Raw genomic sequence first — 22,034 nt, 5'->3', positions numbered from 1 at the left:
CTCGCGTGACCGTCGTCATGCCGCCTCCCAAAGCCGGCCCGCGTAACACGAGCCAGGCGGCGAGCGCAAACCGCAGCCTCAGCGCGGCTGATTACACACGGCGGCTACCGGATTCGAGCTGTTGTTGTCGGTGCGGCACTCGATCACGCCAGCGGGTGGGGTGACCGTCGCGTACACCTGCGTGGCGCCGCTCTTCACGTCGGCGGGGGCGTTCGGCAGATCGAGCGAGAGCAGCTCGGCCTGCGCGGCGTAGAGCGGGATGGTGGTCGCGGTGATCGCGAGCGACGTGCCACTTGGCGGGGTTCCCGAGAACACCTCGACCTTGACGCCCTTGGGCAAGGGAGCCTGGCCCAGATTGCGGACCTCGACCAGCACCCCGAACGCGCCGGCGCAGCGTGGTTTGAGCGTGACGACGGCGTCCGGCGCGGCGAACTCGTTACCGGGTTGTTTGTTCTGGCGGAAGTTGTTCAGACCGGGGACCGTCCAGTTCGGGACCTCTTTGGTGGGGATGGTCCCGTCCTCATCGACGTTGGTGATGTGATAGGTGTGCTGGTTCCAGACGCGGCGCGTGCGCACCCAAGACTTACTCTTGCTCTGGATGATACGAATGCCGCTCTGTTTCGTGCCGCCGCAGTTGAAGGCGTAGGCGTTCGACGCCACGACGATGTCGGCCTGTCCGTCGTTGTCGACGTCGGCGACGACCGGGTACTCGATCAGAGTTCCGGTGGTGTTACAGGTCTTCCAGAGCTCGTTGCCGGTGGCCCCGTCGTAGACCCGCAGGTAGATCTCGTCCGAGTAGACCGCCTCGGCCTTGCCGTCGCCGTTGAAGTCGAACACCGAGCTGCCGGTCGCCGCAGATGAACAGTCCTGGGTGATGCTCTGCCAGAGTAGGGTCGTGTTGCTCGGCGCCGTTGGGTCCATCAGCTTCTTGCCGTCGAAGATCACGTAGGCGATGGAGCCGGCCAGGGCCACGTCGGGCACCGTGTCCCCGTTGAAGTCGGCGATGGTCGGCGGTCCGCCGCCGGAGTTGTGCCCGCACGGGTTCGAGACGGCGGTCTCGTGGATGTCGAAGGGCGCGCGCACGACCTCGAAGTTGGGCGTGCCGCTCTTGACGCGCCACACGTGCATCTTGCGGCTGCCGTTGGCCGGGTTGATGCCGACGATCTCGGGCTTGCCATCCTTGTCGAGATCTCCGACGGCGGCCCAGGCCGAGTCCACGCCGCAGTCGGCGAGCAGGGTGCCGTCAGCCCGATACGCGCGCCGGCCGTCCGCGATGTCGAGCTTGCCATCCCCGTCCAGGTCGGACACGGAGGGGACGGAGACGCCGACCGCGAAGGCGTGTTTCAGCGTGCCGTCTGCGCCGTTCAGGATGCCGCCTTCGACGACGACCTCGACCGTGCCGTCGCCTTCCAGGTCAGCGAGGGCCGGTGCACGGCAGCCGATCGGTGGGCTCGTCCAGAGCTTCTGCCCCTTGCCATCGAACGCAGAGACGCTGCCCGACGAACAACCGACGACCTCGTTGCCGGGTTTGCCGTCGATGTTGCCGCCGGCGAGCTCACTCATCGCATTCAGGATGCCGGGCGTGGCGAACTTCTCCACGACCTGCCCGTTGACGACGGAGATCGCGTGCAGCGTCCCGAGACCGGTGTACGCGCCACCGGCGAAGGTCAAAAATACGATCTCGGGGATGTCTTGCTCGCTGATCTTGCCGTCGCAGTTGTCGTCGTCGAGCTGAATCACGATCGGGGTCATCATCACGTCGCTCGAGAAGGGTGAGCTCGTGACGCCACCCCAGGTGTAGGTGATCTCCGGATCGAAGCCCGCCGTGCTCGGTGGCAGCTCGCACTTGGGCAGACAATCGAGGCCGGGCTCCGCACCGGTGCATTCGGGCGGCTGCGGCAGACACTTGCCCTCGGCGACGATGAAACCAGTCGTGCAGCTCGCGGCGTCCGGAGCCGTTCCGCCATCGGAGCCGCTGCCAAGGGCGAGCTCGCAGTACTCACCCGCTGCGCAGTCGGAGGTCTCGGTGCAGGTCTTGCCCGGTGTGACGCACTTCTGAAACGAGCACAGCTCACTACCGGAGCAGCAGTCGTTGCCACAGGCGTTGGCCTTGTCGCAGCACACACCGCCGGCACAGATGCCACCGTCGCCACACGCGTTGCCGGTCTGGCAGCTGCTCGAGTCGAAGTTGACCGAAGCATCTCCAGCTTGCCCGCCGGTCGCGCTGCCACCGGTGCCGCCGCCGCCGGAGCCACCCGCGTTCGACGCCGTTCCGCCGCTCGAGTCGTCACCGCAGCTCACGAAGGCGGGTATGAACAGGCCAAGGAGCGCCGCTGCCTGCCAGAGTCTTCTGACGGTCTTCATCGAGGCTGATGATTGCACGTCGAGCGTGTGCGCTCCAGCCGGCGCGGGTGACGCTTCGTCACCTGTTCAAGCTCAGGCTGCGAACGTGAGCCGCGCTGCGGCGCGCCCGGCGGGTCGTCACTTGTTGGTCGAGGGTGGCAGCACTACCGGCGGTTTGCCTTGCTCGAGGACAAAGCGGTAGCCGGATGGCAGCTCGAAGCTCTCGGTCGTGAGGGCCGCGTCGGGCCAGCGCACGCTGACCTTGGCGGTGCAAGCCGTGCCCAGGCCAAACGACAGCGCCAGTTGATGCTGGGAGCCGTAGTGACCGTGGCCACCTCCGACCTCCTGAGTCTGGGTCACCCCCCCCGCTTCGACGCTGACCCGCGCGCCGATCGCCGCGCGGTTCGTGCCCGGGCCGCCGACCAACCGCATCTGAACGAAGTTGCCGTTCTGGCCGATCACGTTCTCGAAGAACCGCACGTTCGCCGTCGCGTAACAGTCGTCCGGGGCCGTCGCGTCGCAGCGCGCCCGGGAGTGTCCGACGACCACGTCGAGATCGCCATCAGCGTCGAAGTCGGCGAAGACCACGCCGTGGCTCCGATGGTGGTCGATGCCCTCGGCGATCGGGACGTCCATGAACGAGAGCTTCGACTCCTGGTGGTAGAGCAGGCCGTGGTTGCCCGCGTAGTCGGAGGCACCCACGTAGAGGTCGGGCCAGCCGTCGTTGTCGAAGTCGAAGACGGCGTTGGTCATGTGACCCTCGTCCCAGCTGGTGGTGCCGTGTTTGACCTCGAGGCCGAGCGCGGTGTCGCCCGGGCGGTCGAACTTCAGGTCCTTGGCACCGGTGTTCACGAGCACCTCGCTGCCGTCGGCGCCCTTGCCGGCCCACCAGTGTTTGATCTCGCTGGTCAGGAGATCCATGTCGCCGTCGTTGTCGATGTCGGCGCAGGTCGTGCTGCCGCTGTTGCCCCCGAGCCGGAAGGGCTCGCGATCTTGCTTGTGGTTCCAGTTGGGTTGGGTGCAGGTGATGAGCGGGGCTGGCACGCCGGCGCAGTCGGTTGCCGTGGGGTTCGCCTGGCAGAAACAACGCGCGAATTGGTTGTCTTGCCAGCTCATGTCGCCGTCGTAGGCGTAGCCTGAGGCCAACGAGCGGTTCGTGAAGCTGGCGCTCGCGCCGTTCATCGAACCTTGCCACAGATGATTCGGCGCGCGGCCGTAGGAGGCGGCCAAGAGCTCGGGGGCGCCGTCGCCGTTCAGATCGCAGGCGAGCGACGCCCAGGCTTGGCTGTGAGCGAGGGCGTTGTTCAAATCGCCGATGTTTCCCCAGGGCAACGTGGTCAGGCCGACGTCGTTCGTCACCTCGACGAAGCCGCCCTTGCCATCTCCGCGGTAGAGCCGGTCCTGCTGCGGCGAAGCGTTGAGCTGTCCGGTGTCCGCGTACGAGTACTGCGTGACCCACAGATCCAGGTTGCCATCCCGGTCGAAGTCGACGAACGAAGCTCCCGACGGGCTCTCAGGTCGATTCGCGCTGAGCGCGTCGCTCGCGTCAGGGCCGAACGCGAAGTGCCCCGCGCCGTCGTTCAGCATGAGCTCACTGTGCTCCCCCAAGGAGTTCGTGGGATTCGAGGTGTCCAGCGCATCGTAGCCGTCGAGATCACCATCGTTGTCGACGTCGCCGAACACGATGATCTGTCCGGGACGCCCCTTGGCTCCGCTCGAGTCGGTGCGCATGGCCAGAAAGCCGGACGTCTTCGTCACGTCTTCGAACTTCTTGGCGCCGGTGTTGCGCAACAACCAGACGTAGCGTTTGCCCCCCGACGCAAAATCGTCCGACGCGATCGCCGCCTGTCGAACCACGAGATCTGGCGCGCCGTCTCCGTCGATGTCCGTCACACTCAGTCGGGAGCCCTCGACGCCAGTCAGCCCCCACTCCGCCGTCTTCTCCACGAAGGCTTGGGTGCCGGGTTTCCAGCGCGAGCCCGCGGTGCAGATCGGATCCGGAAGCGGCGGACAGTTTGCGCAGGCGTCAGCGCCCGTTCCGCCAGTGCCTGCGCTGCCGCCGGAGGCGTCGTTCCCCGCATCGGACGTCGGGCTCGAGCTCGAGCCATCGGACGAGCAGCCGCCCACGACGAGCGAGGCAGATGCGGTGGTCGAGAGCACGGCAAGCAGAAGCGACAGGTTCACTTTCATGTGAGTCCTCGTAGAGTAGCCGCGGCTCCTAGTGTCGTGAATCCGCAATTCGCAACCGAATTGCGAAACCGAGCAGCGTGAGCCACGCGAAAGCGGTGTCATTCGTCTCGCGGCCGGTCGTGCGGCAACCGCAGCCGCCGTCGTCGCCGGAGGTCGTTCCGCCCTTGGGTGGAGCAGCGCCCGACCCGCTCGCCCCGCCACTTGCGCCGCCACCCGCGCCGCCGCCGCTCGTCGTTCCGCCGCTCGCGCCCGCGCTGCCGCTGACGCCCCCCGAGCCTCCGCTCGTGCCACCGGCCCCACCGCTGCCGGCCGCCCCTCCGCTCGGGCCGCCGCCCCCCGAGCCGCCCGCGCCGCCGACACCGGCGTCGAGCCCCGAGCATTTGGGCACCGGATTGCCGATGGAGATCGAGCCCGCGACCGACAGCTTGGCGATCACCAGACTCTCGGGCAGCGAGAGTCCCGGGACCTTGAACTTCTTGATGAAGCTGCCGTCGTAGTCGAGCTCGAAGATCTCGTCCGTGCCGAACGACGCCACGAGCAGCTTGCAAGCGGCCGTGAGCACGATGCCGGTGGGCTGCACCAGGCCGGGGGGCGAGTACGTTCCAACTTGAGTGCGGGTCGCGTCGAACTTCAGGACCTTGTTCTGCGTGAACGCGGAGACGAAGATGTTGTCGTCGGCGTCGAGCACCATGTCCTCGTGTTTGCTCGTGCCCAGGCCGAACTCCTTGAGCAACGCGCCGGTCGTCGGGTGCAGCTCGCGCACGCCATGCGAGCCGGAAAAATCGGCGAGCAACACGTTGCCGGTTGCCGAGAAGTTCACGTTGCCGAGGTTCAGGTAAGCGTTGTCCTTGACGAACACTTGCGGATCGCTGCCGTCACTCTTCCAGCTCGCGACCGTACCGTTGCCCGCGTTCGCGCTGGCGAAGAGTCGGCCGGCGGCGTTGAAGTTCAGGCTCTCGACCTGTGGGGCCAGGAGCGCTCCGGTGTCCCAGCTCGTCACCTGAGCGCCGGCGGCGTTGAACACCACGATGCGATTGTTACCGGTGTCGGCGACGTAGATGCGATCCGAAGGATCGAACGCCATCCCATTTGGCACACTGAGCCCGGCGCCGTCGAACCAGCTCTTCACGTAGTTCAGGCTCGCGTCGAGCTCGAGCACGTTGTTCCCACCGCGATTGGTGATGAAGACGTGGTCGGCGTCGTAGGCTGCTGCACCTACGCTGAGGGTCGAAGCAAACGCCGCGATGGACGAGCCAAGGAGAAACGCGCGCCAGGGTCGCATCAGCGAGGAATATCACGGCGCGGCGGTCACGGACCGTCTGCGCTCGCAGCCGAGGTTACCGGCTGGGCGAGAGCGGGTTCCTCCGACGCCTCCGGGTCGAGGCACGACGCGAGCTCGGTCCGATTCCGTCCGCCGTGTTTTGCCGCATACAGCGCGCGATCCACCCGATGCAGGAGTGAGTCGAGGCTCTCGCCGGTCGCGCGCTCGGCGACGCCGAAGCTCGCGGTCACGCTGACGTCTGCGCCCTTCACCGGCGAGCCTGCCAGGCTGGTTCGCAGACGCTCCGCGACGACCTTCGCCTGCTCTTCGTTGGTCGCCGGTAACACCACCAGAAACTCCTCGCCGCCGGCGCGCCCCGCCAGATCTTCTCGGCGGCAAGTGCGCTGGGTCAGTTGCGCGACGTGTTTGAGCACGCGGTCGCCGACGTCGTGTCCGTGGGTGTCGTTCACTCGTTTGAAGTGGTCGACGTCGAAGCTGACGACGGATAGTGGGACCCCGCGGCGGTCCGAGAACGAAGCCGCCATCTTCAGGGCGGTCGTCAGTCCTCGGCGATTGGCGATCCGGGTCAGCGGATCGGTGACGGTCATGTGGCGAACCCGGGCGTTGGCGCGGCGCAGCTCCCGGTTCTTCGTCGCCAGCTCCTGGTTCAGGCTGGCCAGATTTTCCAGCGTGTGGGCGCGCTCCACGACCACCGAGAGCAAGTTGGCGATCCCCTGAAACAGCTCGACGTGTACCGCCTCGTAGGTGGCGCGTTGCAGGCTGGAGAAGAACAAGAAGCCAACTGGACGGCCGGCAGCGACGAGGGGACAAGTCAAGCTCGACTGCACGCCCTCCGTTCGGATCTTGGCCGTGGATACCGAATGGGGGTTGGCCGCGAGATAGGCCTCGAGGTCGTTGATGATGCGTGGCTGCCGGGTCTCGAGGATGCGCTGGAGGCTGCTGCCCTTCATCGGCGCGGCGAAGCCACGGCCAATCCCACCGGGTGCGTACTCGGCTCGTGCCCAGCGCGCGCGGAGCACGCGGTCGTCCTGCTCGAGCAACGCCAGTCCGATGCGGTCGTAGGGGATCAGGTCCCGGAACGACTCGTAGATGTGGTTCGCCACCTCGTCGAGGTAGACGCCGGAGTTGATCTGCTCCGTCACGGAGCGAAAGACCTGGTCTTCTCGCGCTCGGAGCTCGAGGGTGCTGGCGGCGTCGAGCGCGCGGCGCATCAGGTGCTGCAGGGAGAAGTCCTGGGCCCCGCTGTCTGGTCTTCTTGCCTCGTCCGGGGGATTCGCGCGCACCACTTCAGCCATTTGCGTGCCTCAACGGCAGCTCTTGGCGGTTCTTAAGCAGGCGGGCGCGGGCACGTCGAAGAGGCCGACCACCCAGGCACTGCGATTTTCTCTAGTAACGCCGCGGCCCACGCTCGTTGTCCCAGGACAAGAGCGCGGCGGTGGGCTGTTCGTCGGACAGATTCACGACCAGGTGCGTACGGGTCGCCGGGAGGCTGGTCGCCTCGCCATCCCCCATCTCTTCCTCGGCCCACGCGCCGAGGTTGACGTAGGTGGAGTCGTGGCTCGTCGGGCGGAGCTCGGGCAGGTGGGTGTGCCCCATCACGATGAACGCTGCCGGAAACACACTCCCGACCCGCGCCGCTCCGTCTCGGAGGGCGGTGCTTGCGTCGATGTTGCCGCGGGCTCGACGCCAGAGAAAGCTCACGAGACCAATGAGCGCGAGGCTCGCTGCCGTGGCGATGCCGAGGGTTACGGTCCAGCGGGCTACCAGGAACCAGATCAGAGCCACGCTTGCCGCAACGCTCATCGCGACGCGGTCGACCATCACCCCGGCCAGGAGTCGGATCACACTCTGCGTGATCGGCGGACGCTGGAGTTTGGCCAGCGCCTTCAGCTTCACCAGGCTGAGCTGTCGGGCCTCGGCCAGGAGCGCCATCTTGCGCTCGTGCTCCGCTCGCACCCAGCCGGTCGCGTCGCTCATGTGCTCGCGCCACTGGCCCACGAGCATCGCAACGGCGACCGCAAAGCGTGCCCCAAGGCCGAGGATGCCGCGGACTCCCAGGCGCAGACCGAAGCGCACGTAGTCGATGGCGCTGGCGGTGTCGTGTCCGGACTCACGCATGCCGCGGGTGGGACGCACGACGTAGCGAAGCAACACGTCCGAGAGTGAACGCGCGGAGCGTTTGGGATCCGAGGGCTCGACGGGGAAGAGCACGTGTTCGTAGGAACAGAAGGTGTCGTACTGGTGGCCGTGCTCGATGTAGACGGCGCCCTCTTCGTAGTAGAACCACTCCGCGAACTCGATCGCGGCGGTCGGCGCGCCGTGTTTCGCCAGGACTCGGCGGAAGGCCGCCTGCACCGGCTCCCAGTGGAAATCGACGTCGTGGTTGCCGCGCACCACGACCAGGGTGTTTCCCGCGGCGACGAACCGCCCGAGGGCCGCGAACACGTCGCGATGGTGCTCGGCGACGCGGCGCAGCTTGGCCAGGGTGTGATCGACGGCGCTGCCGAGGCCGTGCTCGCGCTCGTCCTCGTTGGGTTCGGTGGAGAGCTCCTCCCCATCGCCCGAGACACTCATGCCGACGAAGTCCACCAGATCACCGGCGATCACCAGGCGCCAAGGGCGGTCGCGCTCCGGACGCTCGCGGTACCAGTCGAGCAGGGCAGACAGATCACGATCGCGGCGCAGGCTCGCGGCGCTCCGCATCGGCGCGTCGGGCTGCAAGTGCTGCACGAGATCACTGCCGAGGTGAACGTCGGAGAGGACGAGGAGGTTGTGCTGGGCCGCAGGCAAGGAATACCCAAACCTAGTTTGGCTCACGCCGCGCCGCTGTCACGCCCATCTCGAAGCTTTCTTGGTCACACTTGCGTCATGGGCGCGCGTGCCAGGCTGTGCCACGGCCGACGGCACGCATGCTGCTAATCCGACCGGGTGGAGGTTCTCATGCGAACACTGGCCGTCGGAGGAGTGGGAGTCTTGAGTTTGGCGCTGGGGCTGGTCGCCTGTTCGAGCTCGGACGACGGCGGGGCTGGTGAGATCGGACCGCACGCTACGGGTGGGTTCGGAGCCGCGAGTGCGGGCGGCGCAGGCGGTTACTCGAGCGGTTTCGGCGGTTCGTCCGGCGGCTGGTCCGGCGCTGCGGGGGCTGGATATGGCGGCGGCGGCGGCGGTTTCTTCGACGCCGGCGCGGCGAGCGGAGGCTCGGGCGGGCAGGCAGGGGCTCCGCCCACCGATCTGAACGACGGCGGCGCCCCGGACGCCGCGGACGCGGACCTCTGCGCAGCGCTCGACGCCAGCAAACAAGCGGTGTTCTTCCTGTCCGCGGACGACTCCAACTCGATGGCGTCCCCGGTGATCGCCCGCCGTCTGATCCACGATCATCAAGCGCCGCCGGCGTGGATGCTGAGGACCTACGAGTTCCTGAACTACTACAATGTGGGCTATCCCGCGGCCCCCAGCGGCTCGCTGTCCGTCGTGACCGAGCTTGGGGCTGGCGACACGCCCGGGAGCTATGATCTTCAGATCGGGGTCGCCTCACCGGCGGCGAGCAAACCGCGCCGGCCGATGGTGCTCACCTTCGTGCTCGACACCTCGGGCTCGATGGCGGGCGAGCCCATCATCCTCGAGCGCGCCGCGGTGAAGGCCATTGCCGCGCAGCTCGCACCTGGAGATCTGATCAGCATGGTGACCTGGAACACCGCGCAGCAAGTGCTGCTGTCCAACCACGTCGCCTCGGGGCCGAATGACCCGAAGGTGGTGGCGCTCGCAGAGGGCATCAGCGCGGGCGGGGGCACGGATCTGCAGGGCGGCCTGGCCAAGGGTTACGCGCTCGCGCAGAAGAGCTTCGACCCGGGCAAGCTCAACCGCGTCGTGGTCATCAGTGATGGCATGGCCAACGTCGGCATCACGGACGAGAAGCTCATCGGCGATGGCGCGCAGCTCAACGATGGCGACGGTATCTACCTGGTCGGCGTCGGGGTCGGTGCTGGCATCAATGACACGCTGATGAACACCGTGACCGATGCCGGCCGAGGTGCCTACGTCTACCTGGACACGGCCGCCGAGGCTCAGAAGATGTTCGGCAAGCGCTTCGACGAGACCATGGATGTCGCCGCGCGAGCAGTGGGGGTCGAGCTTCGTATGCCCTGGTACATGGGCATTCAGCAGTTTTTCGGTGAGGAGTACTCGACGGATCCCGAGCAGATCGAGCCGCAACATCTGGCGCCGAACGACGCCATGGTGTTCAACCAGATCGTCGCACCCTGTTCGCCCACCGCGCTGGACGCAGCCGATCCCGTCGAGGTCGTCGTGCGCTGGCAGACGCCGATCTCGCATCAGAAGATGGAGAAGTCCGTCAACACCACTTTGGGTGCGCTGCAGGCGAGCACACCGGTCTATCTCGGAAAGGCGAAGGCCATCATCGCGTTCGCCGAGGCCCTTAGGCACCCGGCCACGGCGAAGGTCGACCTGGCGAAGGCCAAGCAGCTTGCGCTCGCCGCGAACCCAGGCGGCGTGGACGCGGAGCTGAACGAGATCCAGTCGTTGATCGACGCAGCGATCCCGCTGTACTGAGGACGCTCAGAGCACGAAACGTGCGCTTCGGCCGCGGTCCAGATCCGTGATGGTGACGGCGACCACCCCGGCGGCGTCCAGCTCGTAACGCTCTTCGATCAGCGGGCCACCCTCCACGAGCCGGCTCACGGGCGCCGACGGCAGGGCAGTGGGATCGAGTCGCGGGTCGAAGGCGAAACGCACGTCGGCGTGAGGGGTCATGTCGCCGCTCGGCTCGCCGGCGGCGTCAACATCGGCTGACTCGACGAAGCGAAAGTGGCCGACGTCGTGGGCCGCGCGGTAGCGCCGGGTGGTGATCACGGGTTCGCGGCCTTCCGCCGGCATCGGCGTTCCTTTCTCGAAGACCGGATCGAACACCGCGCGCTGTCCGGCCTCGGCCTCGCGGAAGACCCCGAAATAGCGAGCCAGACGCTCGCTGAGGACCATGGCGCCGGATGCCTCGGCGGCGAAGATTGCACAACCCATGGCGGTCGCCGCCGCCGGATGCGGCGAACGATGGACTCGCCTTCCGTATCGCTCGCGGACCACGCGCTGAACCACCGGCAGGCCGCTCGCGCCGCCGACCATGTAGATGCCGGCCAGGTCGCCACTGGCCTCGTCTTCTTCGAGAGCAGCGACGATCGGCGTGAGCGCGTCGAGGGTTCTGTCCAGGAGCGGGCGGCAGCGTTCGTAGAAATCTGCGATGGGGATGACCACCGGGTCTTCCGGTGCGTCGTCGCCCAGGGCGCCGAGCTCGAGCACGAGCTTCCGAGTGTTCGCGTGGATCGACTCCTTCGCGGCGCGGCACTCGGCCAGCAGCTCGGCTGTGGGTGTCGTGGACCGCGGCCGGCCCGCGCGTTCGAGGGCCATCGTGCACAGGATGTGATCGAAGTCGTCGCCACCGAGCTCTGCGACACCCGCGGTCACGGCGACGTCGTGATGGTCGCCGTGCAGGTGCACCAGTGCGGCGTCGAAGGTTCCGCCCCCGAGGTCGTAGACCAACACGTGCTCGCGTCGAGACGACAGCGTACTCGCGTGCCGGTGTGCGTACTCGATGCCAGCCGCGGACGGTTCGTTGATCACCGCACGCACCTCGAAACCTGCCCGGCGAAAGGCATCCAGGGTCAGAAAGCGCTGAGTGGAGTGGGCGTTCGCGGGCACACTGATGACCGCCTCCAGGGGCTCTTCGAGCAGCGAAGCGACGTTCGAGCTCGAGCACAGGTCGTGCTTCAGGGCCGCGAGGAAGCCGGCGACGAGCTCGGCCGGTGACACCACGACCGTGCCGATCTGAATGCGTGCGTCTTGATGGGCGCGCGCGAGCAGCCGTTTCCACGAACGAAGCGTGGGCGCGCCGGTTTGTTCGAGCGCCTCGGCTCGGGGCCCATGCACGAGCCGCCCGTTCTCTTCCGCCGTGACCGTGGGGAAATAGTCGAGGCTGTCCCCGTCGGGTCCGGCGAAGGTGACGACGGGGAAGTTCCCGCGGTCGTGGATCGCCACGATGGTGCGCGTCGTGCCGAGGTCGATGCCGAGCCGCATGGATCTCGCTCCGTATCAGCTCGGCAGCGCGAAGCGCGCCTCTTCGGACCCGTCCCAGGTCGCCTTGATGGCAGCGCGCGCGGTCTTGCCCTTGGCCACCAGGATCAGCGGCAGGTCGATCAGATCGATGACACTGAACAGGTCGGCGATCAACCCCGCCACGTAGCCGGGGTCGAGGTCCTTGACCTTCCGATAACTGACGGCGGCTCGGTACACGAGACGGCCGTCACTTCGGACGACCGCGGTGCCCTGATGCAAGGCAGCGTTGAACGCATTCGCAAAAGCCAGCAGCTCGGCGCGGTGGCGCTTCGCTGGTTTGATCGCAAAAACCCCGTAGATGGCCACCAGCCCGGGGTAGTGCACGAGGTGAGCCTCGGCGAGCGGATCGCCCTCGTCGACGACGATGGAAAAGAAGTTGGTCTCCTCCTCGGCGTCGTAGCGCTCCTTGCACTTCGTCTGGAGTCGCCCGAGCACCTGGCGAATGGTGCGGAGTTGGCGTCGTGTCGTCGCGGCCTTCGGTTCCTTCGCCGGCATGCGCCGACGATACATCGTCCCGGCGTGGACACCAGCTGCTGCTCGGAGTGGCGCGCTCGCTTGGTCGCGGGGCGCGCTCGCAGCCAGAGCGGCGGTCAGTACCCCACGTCGCCGGGGGTCGGCTTCGGCGCGGGTGGCCCGCCGCCACCGAGCGGCGGATAACCTGGAGGCACAGTCGTGACGGGGACCGGCACGTTGTACGGCCCCTGGACCGTCGAACCGTACGGCGTGGGCGCGAGATCGAGCTCGGTCACCCAGCTGTTCGCGTTGCCCGGCGGAGAACCCGGTGGACGGCAGCGAAGCAGAAAGTTCCCGCGACCCGCTGCCGTGCGGCCCAGATCGTAGCCGCCCGGGCAGCGCTCTCCCGCTAGCTGGTAACAGCGGGCTTCGTTGGCGCCGCAGCTCACGTGGAACATGGGCGAGCCATCCGGTCCGACGATGGGAACCACTCTGGTATCACTCGCACAACCGCAGGTCAGCGCGAAGAGGTGCGGAATGATCCAGTGGCGCACGGCCGCCAGCCTATCACAGGCCCGCTCGTGGAACCCGCGCGACGTCGTGTGCATCGGTCGAGCGTCGGAGGACGCCAACCCAACCTGCTACACTTCCAGTTCTCGATGCTGATCCGGCGCGCTCTCGTTGGTGGGCTCCTCGCCCTCACGTTCACGGCGTGCAGTTTTCTGGACCCGCTCGATGGTTTCGCCGGGCCGACTTCGCAGCCCGACGGGGCCGCAAGCAGTGACGCAGGCGGTGCCGGGGGTCAGGCGGGGGACGCCAATACGACCGATGCCCAGTGCGCGACCGCCGATGACTGCGACGACTCCAACCCTTGCACTCTCGACGGCTGCTGGGGTGACCTTTGCACGCACACCCCCGCGCCGGGAACCTCGTGCTCGGACGGCAACGTCTGCAACGGCGATGAGGCCTGCGACCAGAGCGGGAAATGCGCGCCGGGCAAACCGCTCGTGGTCGACGACGGAAACACCTGCACCGACGACAGCTGTGACCCCGTGAAGGGGGTGTCCCACAGCATGCAGACCAGCCCCGCGCCCGTCATCCTCCAGTGCGGCTCCGTCATCTGTCCGGCGGGCTACTTCGTGCGCAAGCTGACGTGCTTGAGCGAATGCGGTGCGTGTAACCCCGTGTTCTGCGTCAACGGTACGGTGTGTGAGCGGGTCTGCGCGCCGAAACACGACGTGTGCTGCGGAAACGAGTGCGGCGATGACTGCCCCGCCGGCTACAGCCAGACCGCCGAGTTCACCAGTGGCGATTGTGGCTGCGGACCCGGCAAGACCGCGACTTGCAAGCGCTGAGCTCGGCCTTCTGCGCGCGCTTTGGCCGCGACCCCAGCGCGAATCCCGTTGGCGCCGGCGCCGACCTCTGCGACGAATGCGGGGGTGACCGACCCGGGGGCGAAGAGCTACCGCTACTACGATCTCATCATGGCGTCGTTCGTGTGCGTGCTCTTGTGCGCAAACCTGATCGGCGTGAGCAAGGTCACGGAGGTTCACCTCTTCGGCAAGAGCTTCGCGTTCGGTGCCGGGAACCTGTTCTTCCCGCTGTCGTATCTCTTCGGTGACGTGTTGACCGAGGTCTACGGCTACGCCCGCTCGCGCAAGGTAGTGTGGGCGGGTTTTGGTGCGCTGGCGTTTGCGTCCTTCATGAGCTGGGTCGTCGTCCACCTGCCGCCGGCCGCGGGTTGGACGGGGCAGCCGGTGATCGAGGCCGCCTTCGGCTCCACCTGGCGCATCGCGCTGGCGTCGCTCATCGGTTACTTCTGCGGTGAGTTCACCAACTCGTTCACGTTGGCCAAGATGAAGGTCATGACCCGAGGGCGCATGCTCTGGGCGCGTACCATCGGCTCGACCATCGTCGGCGAGGCCTGCGACACGCTCGTGTTCTACCCCCTCGCTTTTTATGGAACGTGGTCGAACGAGCTGCTCGTTGCGGTGATGATCGCCAACTACTGCATCAAGGTCGGTTGGGAGGTCCTTGCGACTCCGCTGACCTACCGGGTGGTGCGCGCGCTCAAGATCGCCGAGCGAGAGGACTATTTCGACACCAAGACCAAGTTCACGCCGTTCTCACTGCAAACCTGAGCGGGCGTAGCCATGTCTGGCTGCTGTCCCAGGGGATTTCTCGCGGCTGTCCCTCGGGTCTCTCCCCGACTTTCGTTAGGCTCGCCCCGTCATGGCCAAAGCCCCGTTCGTGCGCGTGAACATCCGACCCTCCGGCGGCCGTCGCAAGGTCAACGCCGAAGACATCGTGCGCACGCTGGTCGAAGAGGTGGCCGAGGGGCGATTACCCGCCGGCTCACGCTTGCCCCCCGTGCGGGCGCTCGAACACGAGCTCGGCATCTCCAAGAACACGGTGCAGTCCGCCTACGACGAGCTGTGTGCGCGCGGAGTGCTCGTGTCGCGAGAGCGTGACGGGGTGTTCGTGGCCGTGAGTACCGCCCAGACACCAGCGTCTGCTGTGACAAATGCGCCGAGGGCACGGCTGCTCGAGCAGGCGATCGACCGGCCCCGCGCGCCCGAGCCCGACGTGCTGCAGCTCAGCATGGTCTTCATCGACCCCGAGCTCTTGCCGCGCGAGCGCGTCTCCGAGTGCATCCGCAGCGTGCTGAACACGCCGGGTCTCCACTCGCTGTACGACCCTCAGGGGCACGCGCCGCTTCGGGACGTGATCGCCAAGCGCCTGCACGCGCGGGGCATGGACGTCGTCGCGGGGGACATCGTGATCACGACGGGTTCGCAGCAAGCGCTGGACGCCGTGTGTAGGGCGCTGGCCAAACGCCGCATCGCCACCGAGAATCCGGTCTATCAGCAGGCGCAGGCTCTGTTCGCCTCGTTGGGGGCGGAGCTCTCGGGTCTGCGACTCGATCCGTTCGGACCGGTGCCGTTCGACGAGTGGCGCGAGGTGCTGGCAAGAGCGCGGCCGGAGCTATTGTACGCCGTAACGAGCTTTCACAACCCCACCGGGCGCTCGTACTCGACGCACGAGCTCGTACGCTTGCTGGAGCTGGCGAACGAGTTTTCGTTTGCGCTGCTGGAGGACGACTGGGGCTCCGACATGCTGTCGTGTGATGAATACCGGCCCACCCTGCGAGCGCTGGGTGGGCGCAACGTGATGTACGTCAACTCGTTCACCAAGAAGCTGCTGCCGTCGCTGCGCCTGGGTTTCGTCGCAGGCAACGAGGAGACGGTTCCGGCCTTGGTTGCCGCCAAACGGGTCGCGACCCTCGGCAACCCAACGCTGATCGAAGCGGCGCTGTGTGAGTTCCTCGAGCGAGGTTACTTCGATACACACCTCGCCCAGCTGCAAGCCGAGCTCGACCTGCGTTACGCGAGCTGCCTGTCGGCGCTCGAAGCTCTGATGCCGGCGGGAGTGCGCTGGACCTCACCCGGGGGTGGTCCGCTCATCTGGCTCGAGTTGCCGCGCCAGTTCGGGCTTCAAGCGCTTGCCGAGCGCCTGCTCGCGCGCAAGGTGCGCATCGGCCTGATGTCACGGGCGTTTCAGGGTGAGCCGCACCTGCACGGCTTCCCCATCGGGTACGCCTACCTTCGAAGCGAGACGCTGCACGGCGGGCTCGAGATCCTGGCCGAGGAGCTACGGGAAATGTCGAGGGCTGCGTGAACCTCGGACCGCACGCCGATCCGCTGTCGGTCTTCGCAGCCTGGTACGTGGAGCACGAGGCAACCGCACCGAAACATCCGGACGCGATGTTGCTCGCTACGGCTTCCGCGACTGGCCAACCTTCGGTGCGGGCCGTCCTGCTCAAGGGCGTGGTCGACGGCGAGTATCGTTTTTTCACCAACCTCGAGAGTCGCAAGGGCCGAGAGCTGGCCGACAACCCGCAAGCGGCGCTGCTCTTCTTCTGGTCCGCACTCGGACGTCAGGTTCGCATCGAGGGCAGTGTCACGCGGGTCTCGGATTCGGACGCGGACGCCTACTTCGCGACCCGCCCCCGTGCGAGCCAGCTCTCCGCTCTGGTATCGGCGCAGAGTCGCCCGACCACCCGAGACGAGCTGCTCGCCCGGCGCTCCGAAGCCGAAGCGCGGCTGGCCGGAGCGCCCGTGCCCCGACCGGTCCACTGGGGTGGGTTTGCGCTGAAGCCAGCGCTGTTCGAGTTCTGGATCGCGGATCCGGACCGCTTGCATTTTCGGCATCAGTACCGGAAGGATGCCGCCGGGTGGCGGCACGAAGTCCTCGCCCCCTAGAACACCGATCAGCTTGCGCTGCTCGTGTTCTAGGACCTTTACGTTGGGGCTGCGCCCAAACCCCCGGCCTTCGGCCGTGCGCGCTCCGAGCGCGAGCGCCGAACACCTTGCAAGTCCCGGAAAACAAGCGACGTTCAACCTGTTCGGTGCTCTAGACGGCTCCCCTGCTCGCCCGCGCAGGCCCCGGGACCGGATAGACCACCCAGTGAGCGCAGATTTGGTCCCCCACGAGCCGATTCAGTAAAGTCGCGCGTCTGCTCGAATGCTGGGCCGAAGTCGGCCCGTCACAGGAGGATCCTCGATGAATCTGCGTATGGCCACTGCTCTCGTTTCGCTCGTTTGCCTCAGCGCCTTCGGCATTGCTTGCGGCGGCGCGCCCGCGACCCCCGAGGCGAAGGCCCCGGAGACCCCCGCAGCCCCGGAGGCGACGCCCCCGGAGACCCCCGCGACCCCGGAGACCCCGGCGGCCGAGGAGAAGAAGGAAGAAGCTCCGGCGGAGAAGAAGGAAGAAGCGAAGTGAGGAGAAGGGCGCAGCCCGCCTGAGGGGTTGCACCGTTCCAAACTTTGAAGGGCGACCGTTCGCGGTCGCCCTTCTTTTTTGTGCGCGCGCCGCGCCGCCCTCAGCGCTGGAGCCGATGCTCACACACCGGCCAGGGTGCCAACCACTCGCCGAAGCGGCAGTAGAGCCAGCGCGGTGCATCCATGCCCTCGAGCTGGACGCCGCCGTCGTCAGCGAAGGTGAGGCGGCCTGGTTTGCCTTTGACCTGCCAGGTCCGCGGCTCCGGTTTGCCGGTCCACTCACCGTCGTCGACGAATCCCAGATCCAGCTTGCGGCTCTCGGCTTTGACGTTCGGGGAGGTGTCCCAGAGCACACCGGCCTCGAGCAAGAAGCGATCGAAGTGCAGCTCGGGCTCTTGGTTCTCGATGCTGGCCAGATACTCGCCGGTGTTCGCGTCGAACACCTGGTGATTTGGGTATGACTGGGCGACCAACAAACGATTGTCGATGAAGAAAGCGGTGAGCCAGTTCTCGCCATACTCCAGCGCGATGCGGTGACGCACTTTCAACGACGCAGCGTCTGCCACCACGAGCTCGATGCCACCGGACTTCGGGTCGGACGTGTAAGCGGCGACCGTCTTGCCGTCGAAGCTCATCACGCCATTGGCGGTCCACGCCTGCAGTGTGGCGAACGCGGGCCGGATCACTCGCCGAGGGGCGACCGCCAACCGCTCCAGGCCCCGAACCGAGCTGGGAGTTTCACCTGCGGACCCGACGCTGACCGAGCGAAGTGCGGGGGGGCCGACGGGTCTCGAGGCAGGAAGCCGGGTTGTCATTCGCCCGCTCGCCAGGTTCACGAACACGTGTTTGTCGTCGGTGCTCACCGACACGGCTGCTGGCTCGCTGCTGGTGATTCCCAGGCGGGTCTCCCCCGGCGCGCCTAGCTTGGGGAGCTGGACGCGCGACGACGTGCCCGCGCTCAAGTCGAAGATCTCGAGCACTGCGGGTCGAGTGGAGTGCAGCACGGCGAGCTTCGAGCGTTTGTCGTCGAACGCGCAGCCAGCAACCGGCGGAAGGTTCACCGCGAGCACACCGCTCGGAGCGGCGAGTGCCACGACGCCACTGGGCTCCTCACCGGCGGCTGCACAGGCCACCCAGAACTTGCGGTCCCGGCTGCGCCGCGCGCGAGTGAGCGCCGCGCTGCTCACGGACACGCGGGTCTTCGACAGGACTTCGCCTCCGGTATTGCCCGCGACGACCAGCACCCAATCGGGGTTCGCCACGACCACGCGATCTCCGCTCAACGCCTGATGCGTGGCAGCTTTTGGCAGCGGCCGCCCCGCGGAGCTGGGCGAAGCGTAAACAAACCCGTTGCCGCCCGCGCTCGTGACGATCAGCCCGCTCGGAGCGACGGAGATCCGCGGCACCTCGCCGGCCGTCGCTGGCAGCACACGCCTCGCGGTTCCCACCGGAACTTTGCCTTGCTCGCCCACGAGGTCGAGCACCACGGGCTGAAACCCGCGCCCCGGCGTCGGCCGCGCCAGTGCCACCAGCGTGCCTTCGTCGAGGACTTGCAGGTTATTGCTCGGAGACAGCGCGACGGCCTCGGCGCGCTCACCCGTGGCGCGCTCGTACGCCAAGAGCGCCGTGTCGAGGGCCGCTCGGCGCTGGTCCCAGGTGAGCTGCAGGCCTCTGGTCGTGGCGTCGCGCGCAAGCCGTAGATCGTCGATCGGAGCGCCGGCCTGGCTCAGCGCCTGTTTGGCGTGTTCCCGCGCGAGCGGAGACGCATCGTTGGCCTGGCTGAGCCAGAGGGCGGTCTCGTGTATGCCCCGCTGATCTTTCAGCTCTTGCAGCACCCGCAGCCGCGCGTCGGCGAGCTCTGTTTCCGCGCTCGCGCAGCCGTCGAGCTTGGGTCTCGATGCAGAGAGTGCGTCCTCCAGACGGCCAGCGTCTCGCAGCTCATGCACGCGAGCGACCCATTGGCTCGTCTGCGAGCGGCACTGGGCGGCGGAGCGTTCGCCCGACGGAGCTCTTCGGTCGCTCGCTTCTGGCGCCGTGGTCGGCGCGGCGGCGGGTCCGCAGCCAAGCGCACCGAGGAAGAGTCCACTCGCCCAGGTCCGCGCAGCTCGCATGTCCCCACGTTAGTGCAGGCCGCCTTGGGCACGCCAAGCCCAGCCTCGGCGTTTCGAGCGCAAAACCCGCCTTTGGGGCGCGCGGGCGTCGGCCGGCACACGCCAGAACCGCTCGTTCACCGCCGCGTCGAGGCGTTCGCGCCGGCCTGAAGTAGCATTGTCCCGCGATGAACAGCGCAACCACCAGCGCCGACGGTTGGACCGCACCGGGGCGAGCTCCGCCCGATGGGACCATCGAGCGTTGGTGTTTCGACTTCATCGTGAGCACGGACCTGTCCACCAAGCTCTCTCCGGCCCGCCCGCCCGCGCTCGACGACGAGCGCTCCTGGGAGTCCACTCCCAAGGAGCGCTGCATCGAGCGCCCGGGGCGCCCCGCGGCACTGCGCCTGATCGAAAAGAGTCGCGGGACGCCCCACCCCGAAGCGCTGGCGGAGGCGCGCTCGCGCGGCAAATTGTTCCACCTCTTTGCCCACCACGAGCTGCAGGCGGCCGAGCTCTTTGCGTGGGCGCTGCTCAGGTTTCCGACTGCACCGCGAGCGTTTCGTGCTGGCCTCGTGCGCTTGTGCGCCGAGGAGTTGACGCACCTCAAGTTGTACTTGGGGCACATGCGCGAGCTCGGAACGGAGTTCGGCGCGTACCCCGTCCGCGACTGGTTCTGGGATCGTGTCCCGGCCTGCGCGAGCCCCGCCGCGTTCGTTGCGCTGCAGGGTCTCGGCTTGGAGGGCGCGAACCTGGATCATACCCAGCGTTTCGCGAGCCAGTTCCGCGCGGCCGGCGACGAACGCGGCGCGCGCATCCTGGAGCACGTCGACCGAGACGAGATTGGACACGTGCTGTTTGCAAAGAAGTGGTTCGAGCATTTCAGCGGGGCCCCGCTCACGTTCGAAGCTTGGCGCGCGGCGCTGCCCGCACCCCTGACACCTGCGGTGCTCCAGGGGCGCCCACTCAATCGCGACTCGCGGACACGCGCCGGTTTCGACGCAGGGTTTCTGGATGCCCTCGCGGCCGTCCCGCCGGTGGGGGGCAAGAGGCCCAAGTGAGCGAGCGACCGCGGGCATGGGTCCTGAATCTCGACGCGGAGCACGAGCTCGAGATTGCCAAGAGCTACACGCCCTCGGCGCACCTGCGTGCGATCGTCGCGCGCGAGAGCCCTCGGCTGATCGGAACTCTGGTTGCCCCAGGCGATATCGTGCTGACCGAAGAGGAGGTCCTTCACGGAACCGAGCGGGCGAAGCTGGCGCGTGGGCTCCCCGGGGTTGCCTGGTGTCCGACGCGCCGCGCACAGAAGATCCTGCTGGCCGCAGGGGCGAATCCCGTGCGTGCGCCGAGCATCGAGACCCTCCGTCGGGTCAATGCTCGGCCCTTCGCGGCGCAGCTGCGCACCCCGATCGCAGGTGCGAGCTTCGGCAAACAGGTCGTGGACAATCTCGAACAGGTGCTCGCGAGCCTCGCGCACCCGGCGCCGAACGGCTGGCTCGTACGCCGAACGTTTGGCGCCGCGGGTCGCGGGCGGCGGCGCATCTATGCGGGGCGCCCATCCGACGCTGAGCGCATGTGGCTCGAGGCGAGCTTGCGCAGGGGACCGCTGGTCGTCGAACCGTGGGTCGAGGTGGTGCGGGAGTACACGCGGTCCGGATGGGTGGACGTTTCCGGTCACGTCTCGATCTCGCGACCGTGCTTTCAACAGACGACCCCGCACGGTGTATGGACGCGCACCGATTGTGCCGGAGCGAGCGAGGTCCCGCGGGAGGACGACGCACGTCTCGAAGAGACGATGAGCATCGTGGGCGACGCGCTGGTCCGGGCCGGTTACTTCGGTCCGTTCGGAATCGACGCCTACCGGCACCGTGCCCTCGACGGCACCGGGCGCACGATCTTGAACCCGCTGAGCGAGATCAACGCCCGCTTCACGATGGACTGGGCGACGGCCTTCGCGCTCGATCCCGCGCGCGGCATTGCGCACGAACGTGCGACGGAGCTGCTGGGGCTCGGCTAGCTGGGGCGATCAAGAACGCCCAAGCAGCGGCCTGTTACCGCTTGGGCTCCGGCCCGAAGCTCGCCACGAGGCCCTCGGCGATGGCCTTGTTGCGCACCTGGTACCCGGCGCGGGTGTGATGGATTCCGTCGGCGAATGGCGCGACACCCGAGGCCGCGGTGGTCGCCCAGTCGAAGACCCGCAGGTTGGGCCAGCGCTCGCGCGCCTGGTTCAGCGCCGTGTTCCAGAGCTGCATGTTGGTGTTGGACCAAGGGCCGGTGGTCACGGTCGTGAACGAGCTCACCCACATGACGCGGACGCTTCCGGTCGGATCGATCGCCTTCATCATCTCGTCGATGGCCTTGGCGCGGGTGTAGCCCGCCCCGACGGCGACGTTGGCGGTGTCGTTGGTTCCCAGCGCCACCACCCAACAACCGCCGAAGCCGGACTCTCTCATGGCCCGCGCCGCTTGTTTGCCCGTCTTCGGATCCGCACGGAGCTTCTGCAAGGTCGCGCGTCCGCCGTGGGCGTCGACCACGGCCCGCACCCCGACCGCGGCGTAGGCGTCGGTGAGCGCTCTTTGGGTGTACGCAGTCAGGCTATCGCCAATGTGCACGACGGAGGCGCACTTGCCCTCGCTCCCGGCACTCCGTCGTGTTTCCTCCGCCCGCGCCTCGCGCCCTGACAGCGCGACCGCGAGGCCGCTCGCGAGCAAGAGTGCGTTCGAGAAGAAGCGGCGAAGATCCATCGGAATGGGCGTCGGAGAACGCTAACAT

Annotated in this window: 18 protein-coding genes; 8 read left to right on the top strand and 10 right to left on the bottom strand. The window is 67.3% G+C overall.

From position 1 onward, the window contains the following. Positions 1–78: 78 nt before the first annotated feature. The 5 genes from IPI67_06705 to IPI67_06685 form a co-directional block, all read right to left on the bottom strand. Positions 79–2,364 (bottom strand): VCBS repeat-containing protein, encoded by a 2,286-nt coding sequence (locus IPI67_06705; protein ID MBK7579881.1) that lies wholly within the window; start codon positions 2,362–2,364, stop codon positions 79–81. A gap of 117 nt (positions 2,365–2,481) precedes the next feature. Beyond that, positions 2,482–4,533 (bottom strand): CRTAC1 family protein, encoded by a 2,052-nt coding sequence (locus tag IPI67_06700; protein ID MBK7579880.1) that lies wholly within the window; start codon positions 4,531–4,533, stop codon positions 2,482–2,484. Positions 4,534–4,561: 28 nt separating this feature from the next. Then, on the bottom strand, positions 4,562–5,815 hold the full coding sequence (locus tag IPI67_06695) for an NHL repeat-containing protein (GenBank protein ID MBK7579879.1): 1,254 nt from the start codon (positions 5,813–5,815) through the stop codon (positions 4,562–4,564). Between the two features lie 26 nt (positions 5,816–5,841). Continuing rightward, positions 5,842–7,110, bottom strand: coding sequence for a GGDEF domain-containing protein (locus IPI67_06690; GenBank protein ID MBK7579878.1), 1,269 nt, complete (start codon positions 7,108–7,110; stop codon positions 5,842–5,844). 91 nt (positions 7,111–7,201) lie between these two features. Next, positions 7,202–8,632 carry a metallophosphoesterase gene (locus IPI67_06685; GenBank protein MBK7579877.1) on the bottom strand — a complete coding sequence of 477 codons (1,431 nt, stop codon included), beginning with the start codon at positions 8,630–8,632 and terminating at the stop codon, positions 7,202–7,204. A 123-nt stretch (positions 8,633–8,755) separates the two neighbouring features. On the opposite strand from IPI67_06685, the gene IPI67_06680 reads away from it, so the two are divergent. Beyond that, positions 8,756–10,384 carry a VWA domain-containing protein gene (locus IPI67_06680; GenBank protein ID MBK7579876.1) on the top strand — a complete coding sequence of 543 codons (1,629 nt, stop codon included), beginning with the start codon at positions 8,756–8,758 and terminating at the stop codon, positions 10,382–10,384. Between the two features lie 6 nt (positions 10,385–10,390). Here the strand turns inward: IPI67_06680 and IPI67_06675 are convergent, their stop codons facing one another. The 3 genes from IPI67_06675 to IPI67_06665 form a co-directional block, all read right to left on the bottom strand. Then, positions 10,391–11,899: an Hsp70 family protein gene (locus IPI67_06675; protein ID MBK7579875.1), complete on the bottom strand. Its 1,509-nt coding sequence runs from the start codon at positions 11,897–11,899 to the stop codon at positions 10,391–10,393. Positions 11,900–11,914: 15 nt separating this feature from the next. Next, positions 11,915–12,433 (bottom strand): hypothetical protein, encoded by a 519-nt coding sequence (locus IPI67_06670; protein ID MBK7579874.1) that lies wholly within the window; start codon positions 12,431–12,433, stop codon positions 11,915–11,917. Positions 12,434–12,528: 95 nt separating this feature from the next. Beyond that, positions 12,529–12,945, bottom strand: a complete 417-nt coding sequence (locus IPI67_06665) for a hypothetical protein (GenBank protein ID MBK7579873.1) — start codon at positions 12,943–12,945, stop codon at positions 12,529–12,531. A 27-nt stretch (positions 12,946–12,972) separates the two neighbouring features. Here IPI67_06665 and IPI67_06660 point away from each other — a divergent pair, with 27 nt between their 5' ends. The 5 genes from IPI67_06660 to IPI67_06640 all read left to right on the top strand — a co-directional run bounded on the left by IPI67_06660 (position 12,973) and on the right by IPI67_06640 (position 17,173). Next, positions 12,973–13,746: a hypothetical protein gene (locus IPI67_06660; GenBank protein ID MBK7579872.1), complete on the top strand. Its 774-nt coding sequence runs from the start codon at positions 12,973–12,975 to the stop codon at positions 13,744–13,746. Between the two features lie 129 nt (positions 13,747–13,875). Further along, positions 13,876–14,532, top strand: a complete 657-nt coding sequence (locus tag IPI67_06655; GenBank protein ID MBK7579871.1) for a queuosine precursor transporter — start codon at positions 13,876–13,878, stop codon at positions 14,530–14,532. A gap of 91 nt (positions 14,533–14,623) precedes the next feature. After that, positions 14,624–16,069 carry a PLP-dependent aminotransferase family protein gene (locus IPI67_06650; protein ID MBK7579870.1) on the top strand — a complete coding sequence of 482 codons (1,446 nt, stop codon included), beginning with the start codon at positions 14,624–14,626 and terminating at the stop codon, positions 16,067–16,069. After that, entirely contained in the window at positions 16,066–16,653 is a 588-nt protein-coding gene (pdxH, locus tag IPI67_06645; GenBank protein MBK7579869.1) for a pyridoxamine 5'-phosphate oxidase, read from the top strand. Before IPI67_06650 ends, pdxH begins: the two co-directional genes overlap by 4 nt. A gap of 313 nt (positions 16,654–16,966) precedes the next feature. Then, positions 16,967–17,173 (top strand): hypothetical protein, encoded by a 207-nt coding sequence (locus tag IPI67_06640; GenBank protein ID MBK7579868.1) that lies wholly within the window; start codon positions 16,967–16,969, stop codon positions 17,171–17,173. A 100-nt stretch (positions 17,174–17,273) separates the two neighbouring features. Here IPI67_06640 and IPI67_06635 read toward each other — a convergent pair whose 3' ends face one another. Then, positions 17,274–19,118, bottom strand: a complete 1,845-nt coding sequence (locus IPI67_06635; GenBank protein ID MBK7579867.1) for a hypothetical protein — start codon at positions 19,116–19,118, stop codon at positions 17,274–17,276. A 332-nt stretch (positions 19,119–19,450) separates the two neighbouring features. Between IPI67_06635 and IPI67_06630 the strand changes: the two genes are divergently transcribed. Together IPI67_06630 and IPI67_06625 are read left to right on the top strand one after the other, a co-directional pair. Beyond that, positions 19,451–20,323, top strand: coding sequence for a DUF455 family protein (locus IPI67_06630; protein ID MBK7579866.1), 873 nt, complete (start codon positions 19,451–19,453; stop codon positions 20,321–20,323). Beyond that, positions 20,320–21,279 (top strand): hypothetical protein, encoded by a 960-nt coding sequence (locus tag IPI67_06625; protein MBK7579865.1) that lies wholly within the window; start codon positions 20,320–20,322, stop codon positions 21,277–21,279. The genes IPI67_06630 and IPI67_06625 overlap by 4 nt, the downstream gene beginning before the upstream one ends. A 34-nt stretch (positions 21,280–21,313) precedes the next feature. Here the strand turns inward: IPI67_06625 and IPI67_06620 are convergent, their stop codons facing one another. Beyond that, positions 21,314–22,006: a hypothetical protein gene (locus tag IPI67_06620; protein ID MBK7579864.1), complete on the bottom strand. Its 693-nt coding sequence runs from the start codon at positions 22,004–22,006 to the stop codon at positions 21,314–21,316. Between the last annotated feature and the right edge of the window lie 28 nt (positions 22,007–22,034).

The sequence above is a fragment of the Myxococcales bacterium genome, assembly GCA_016706225.1.
In the GTDB taxonomy this organism is placed as follows: domain Bacteria; phylum Myxococcota_A; class Polyangia; order Polyangiales; family Polyangiaceae; genus JADJKB01.
Note: the sequence above shows the minus strand (reverse complement) of the source record. Positions and strands in the feature narration are given on the sequence as shown.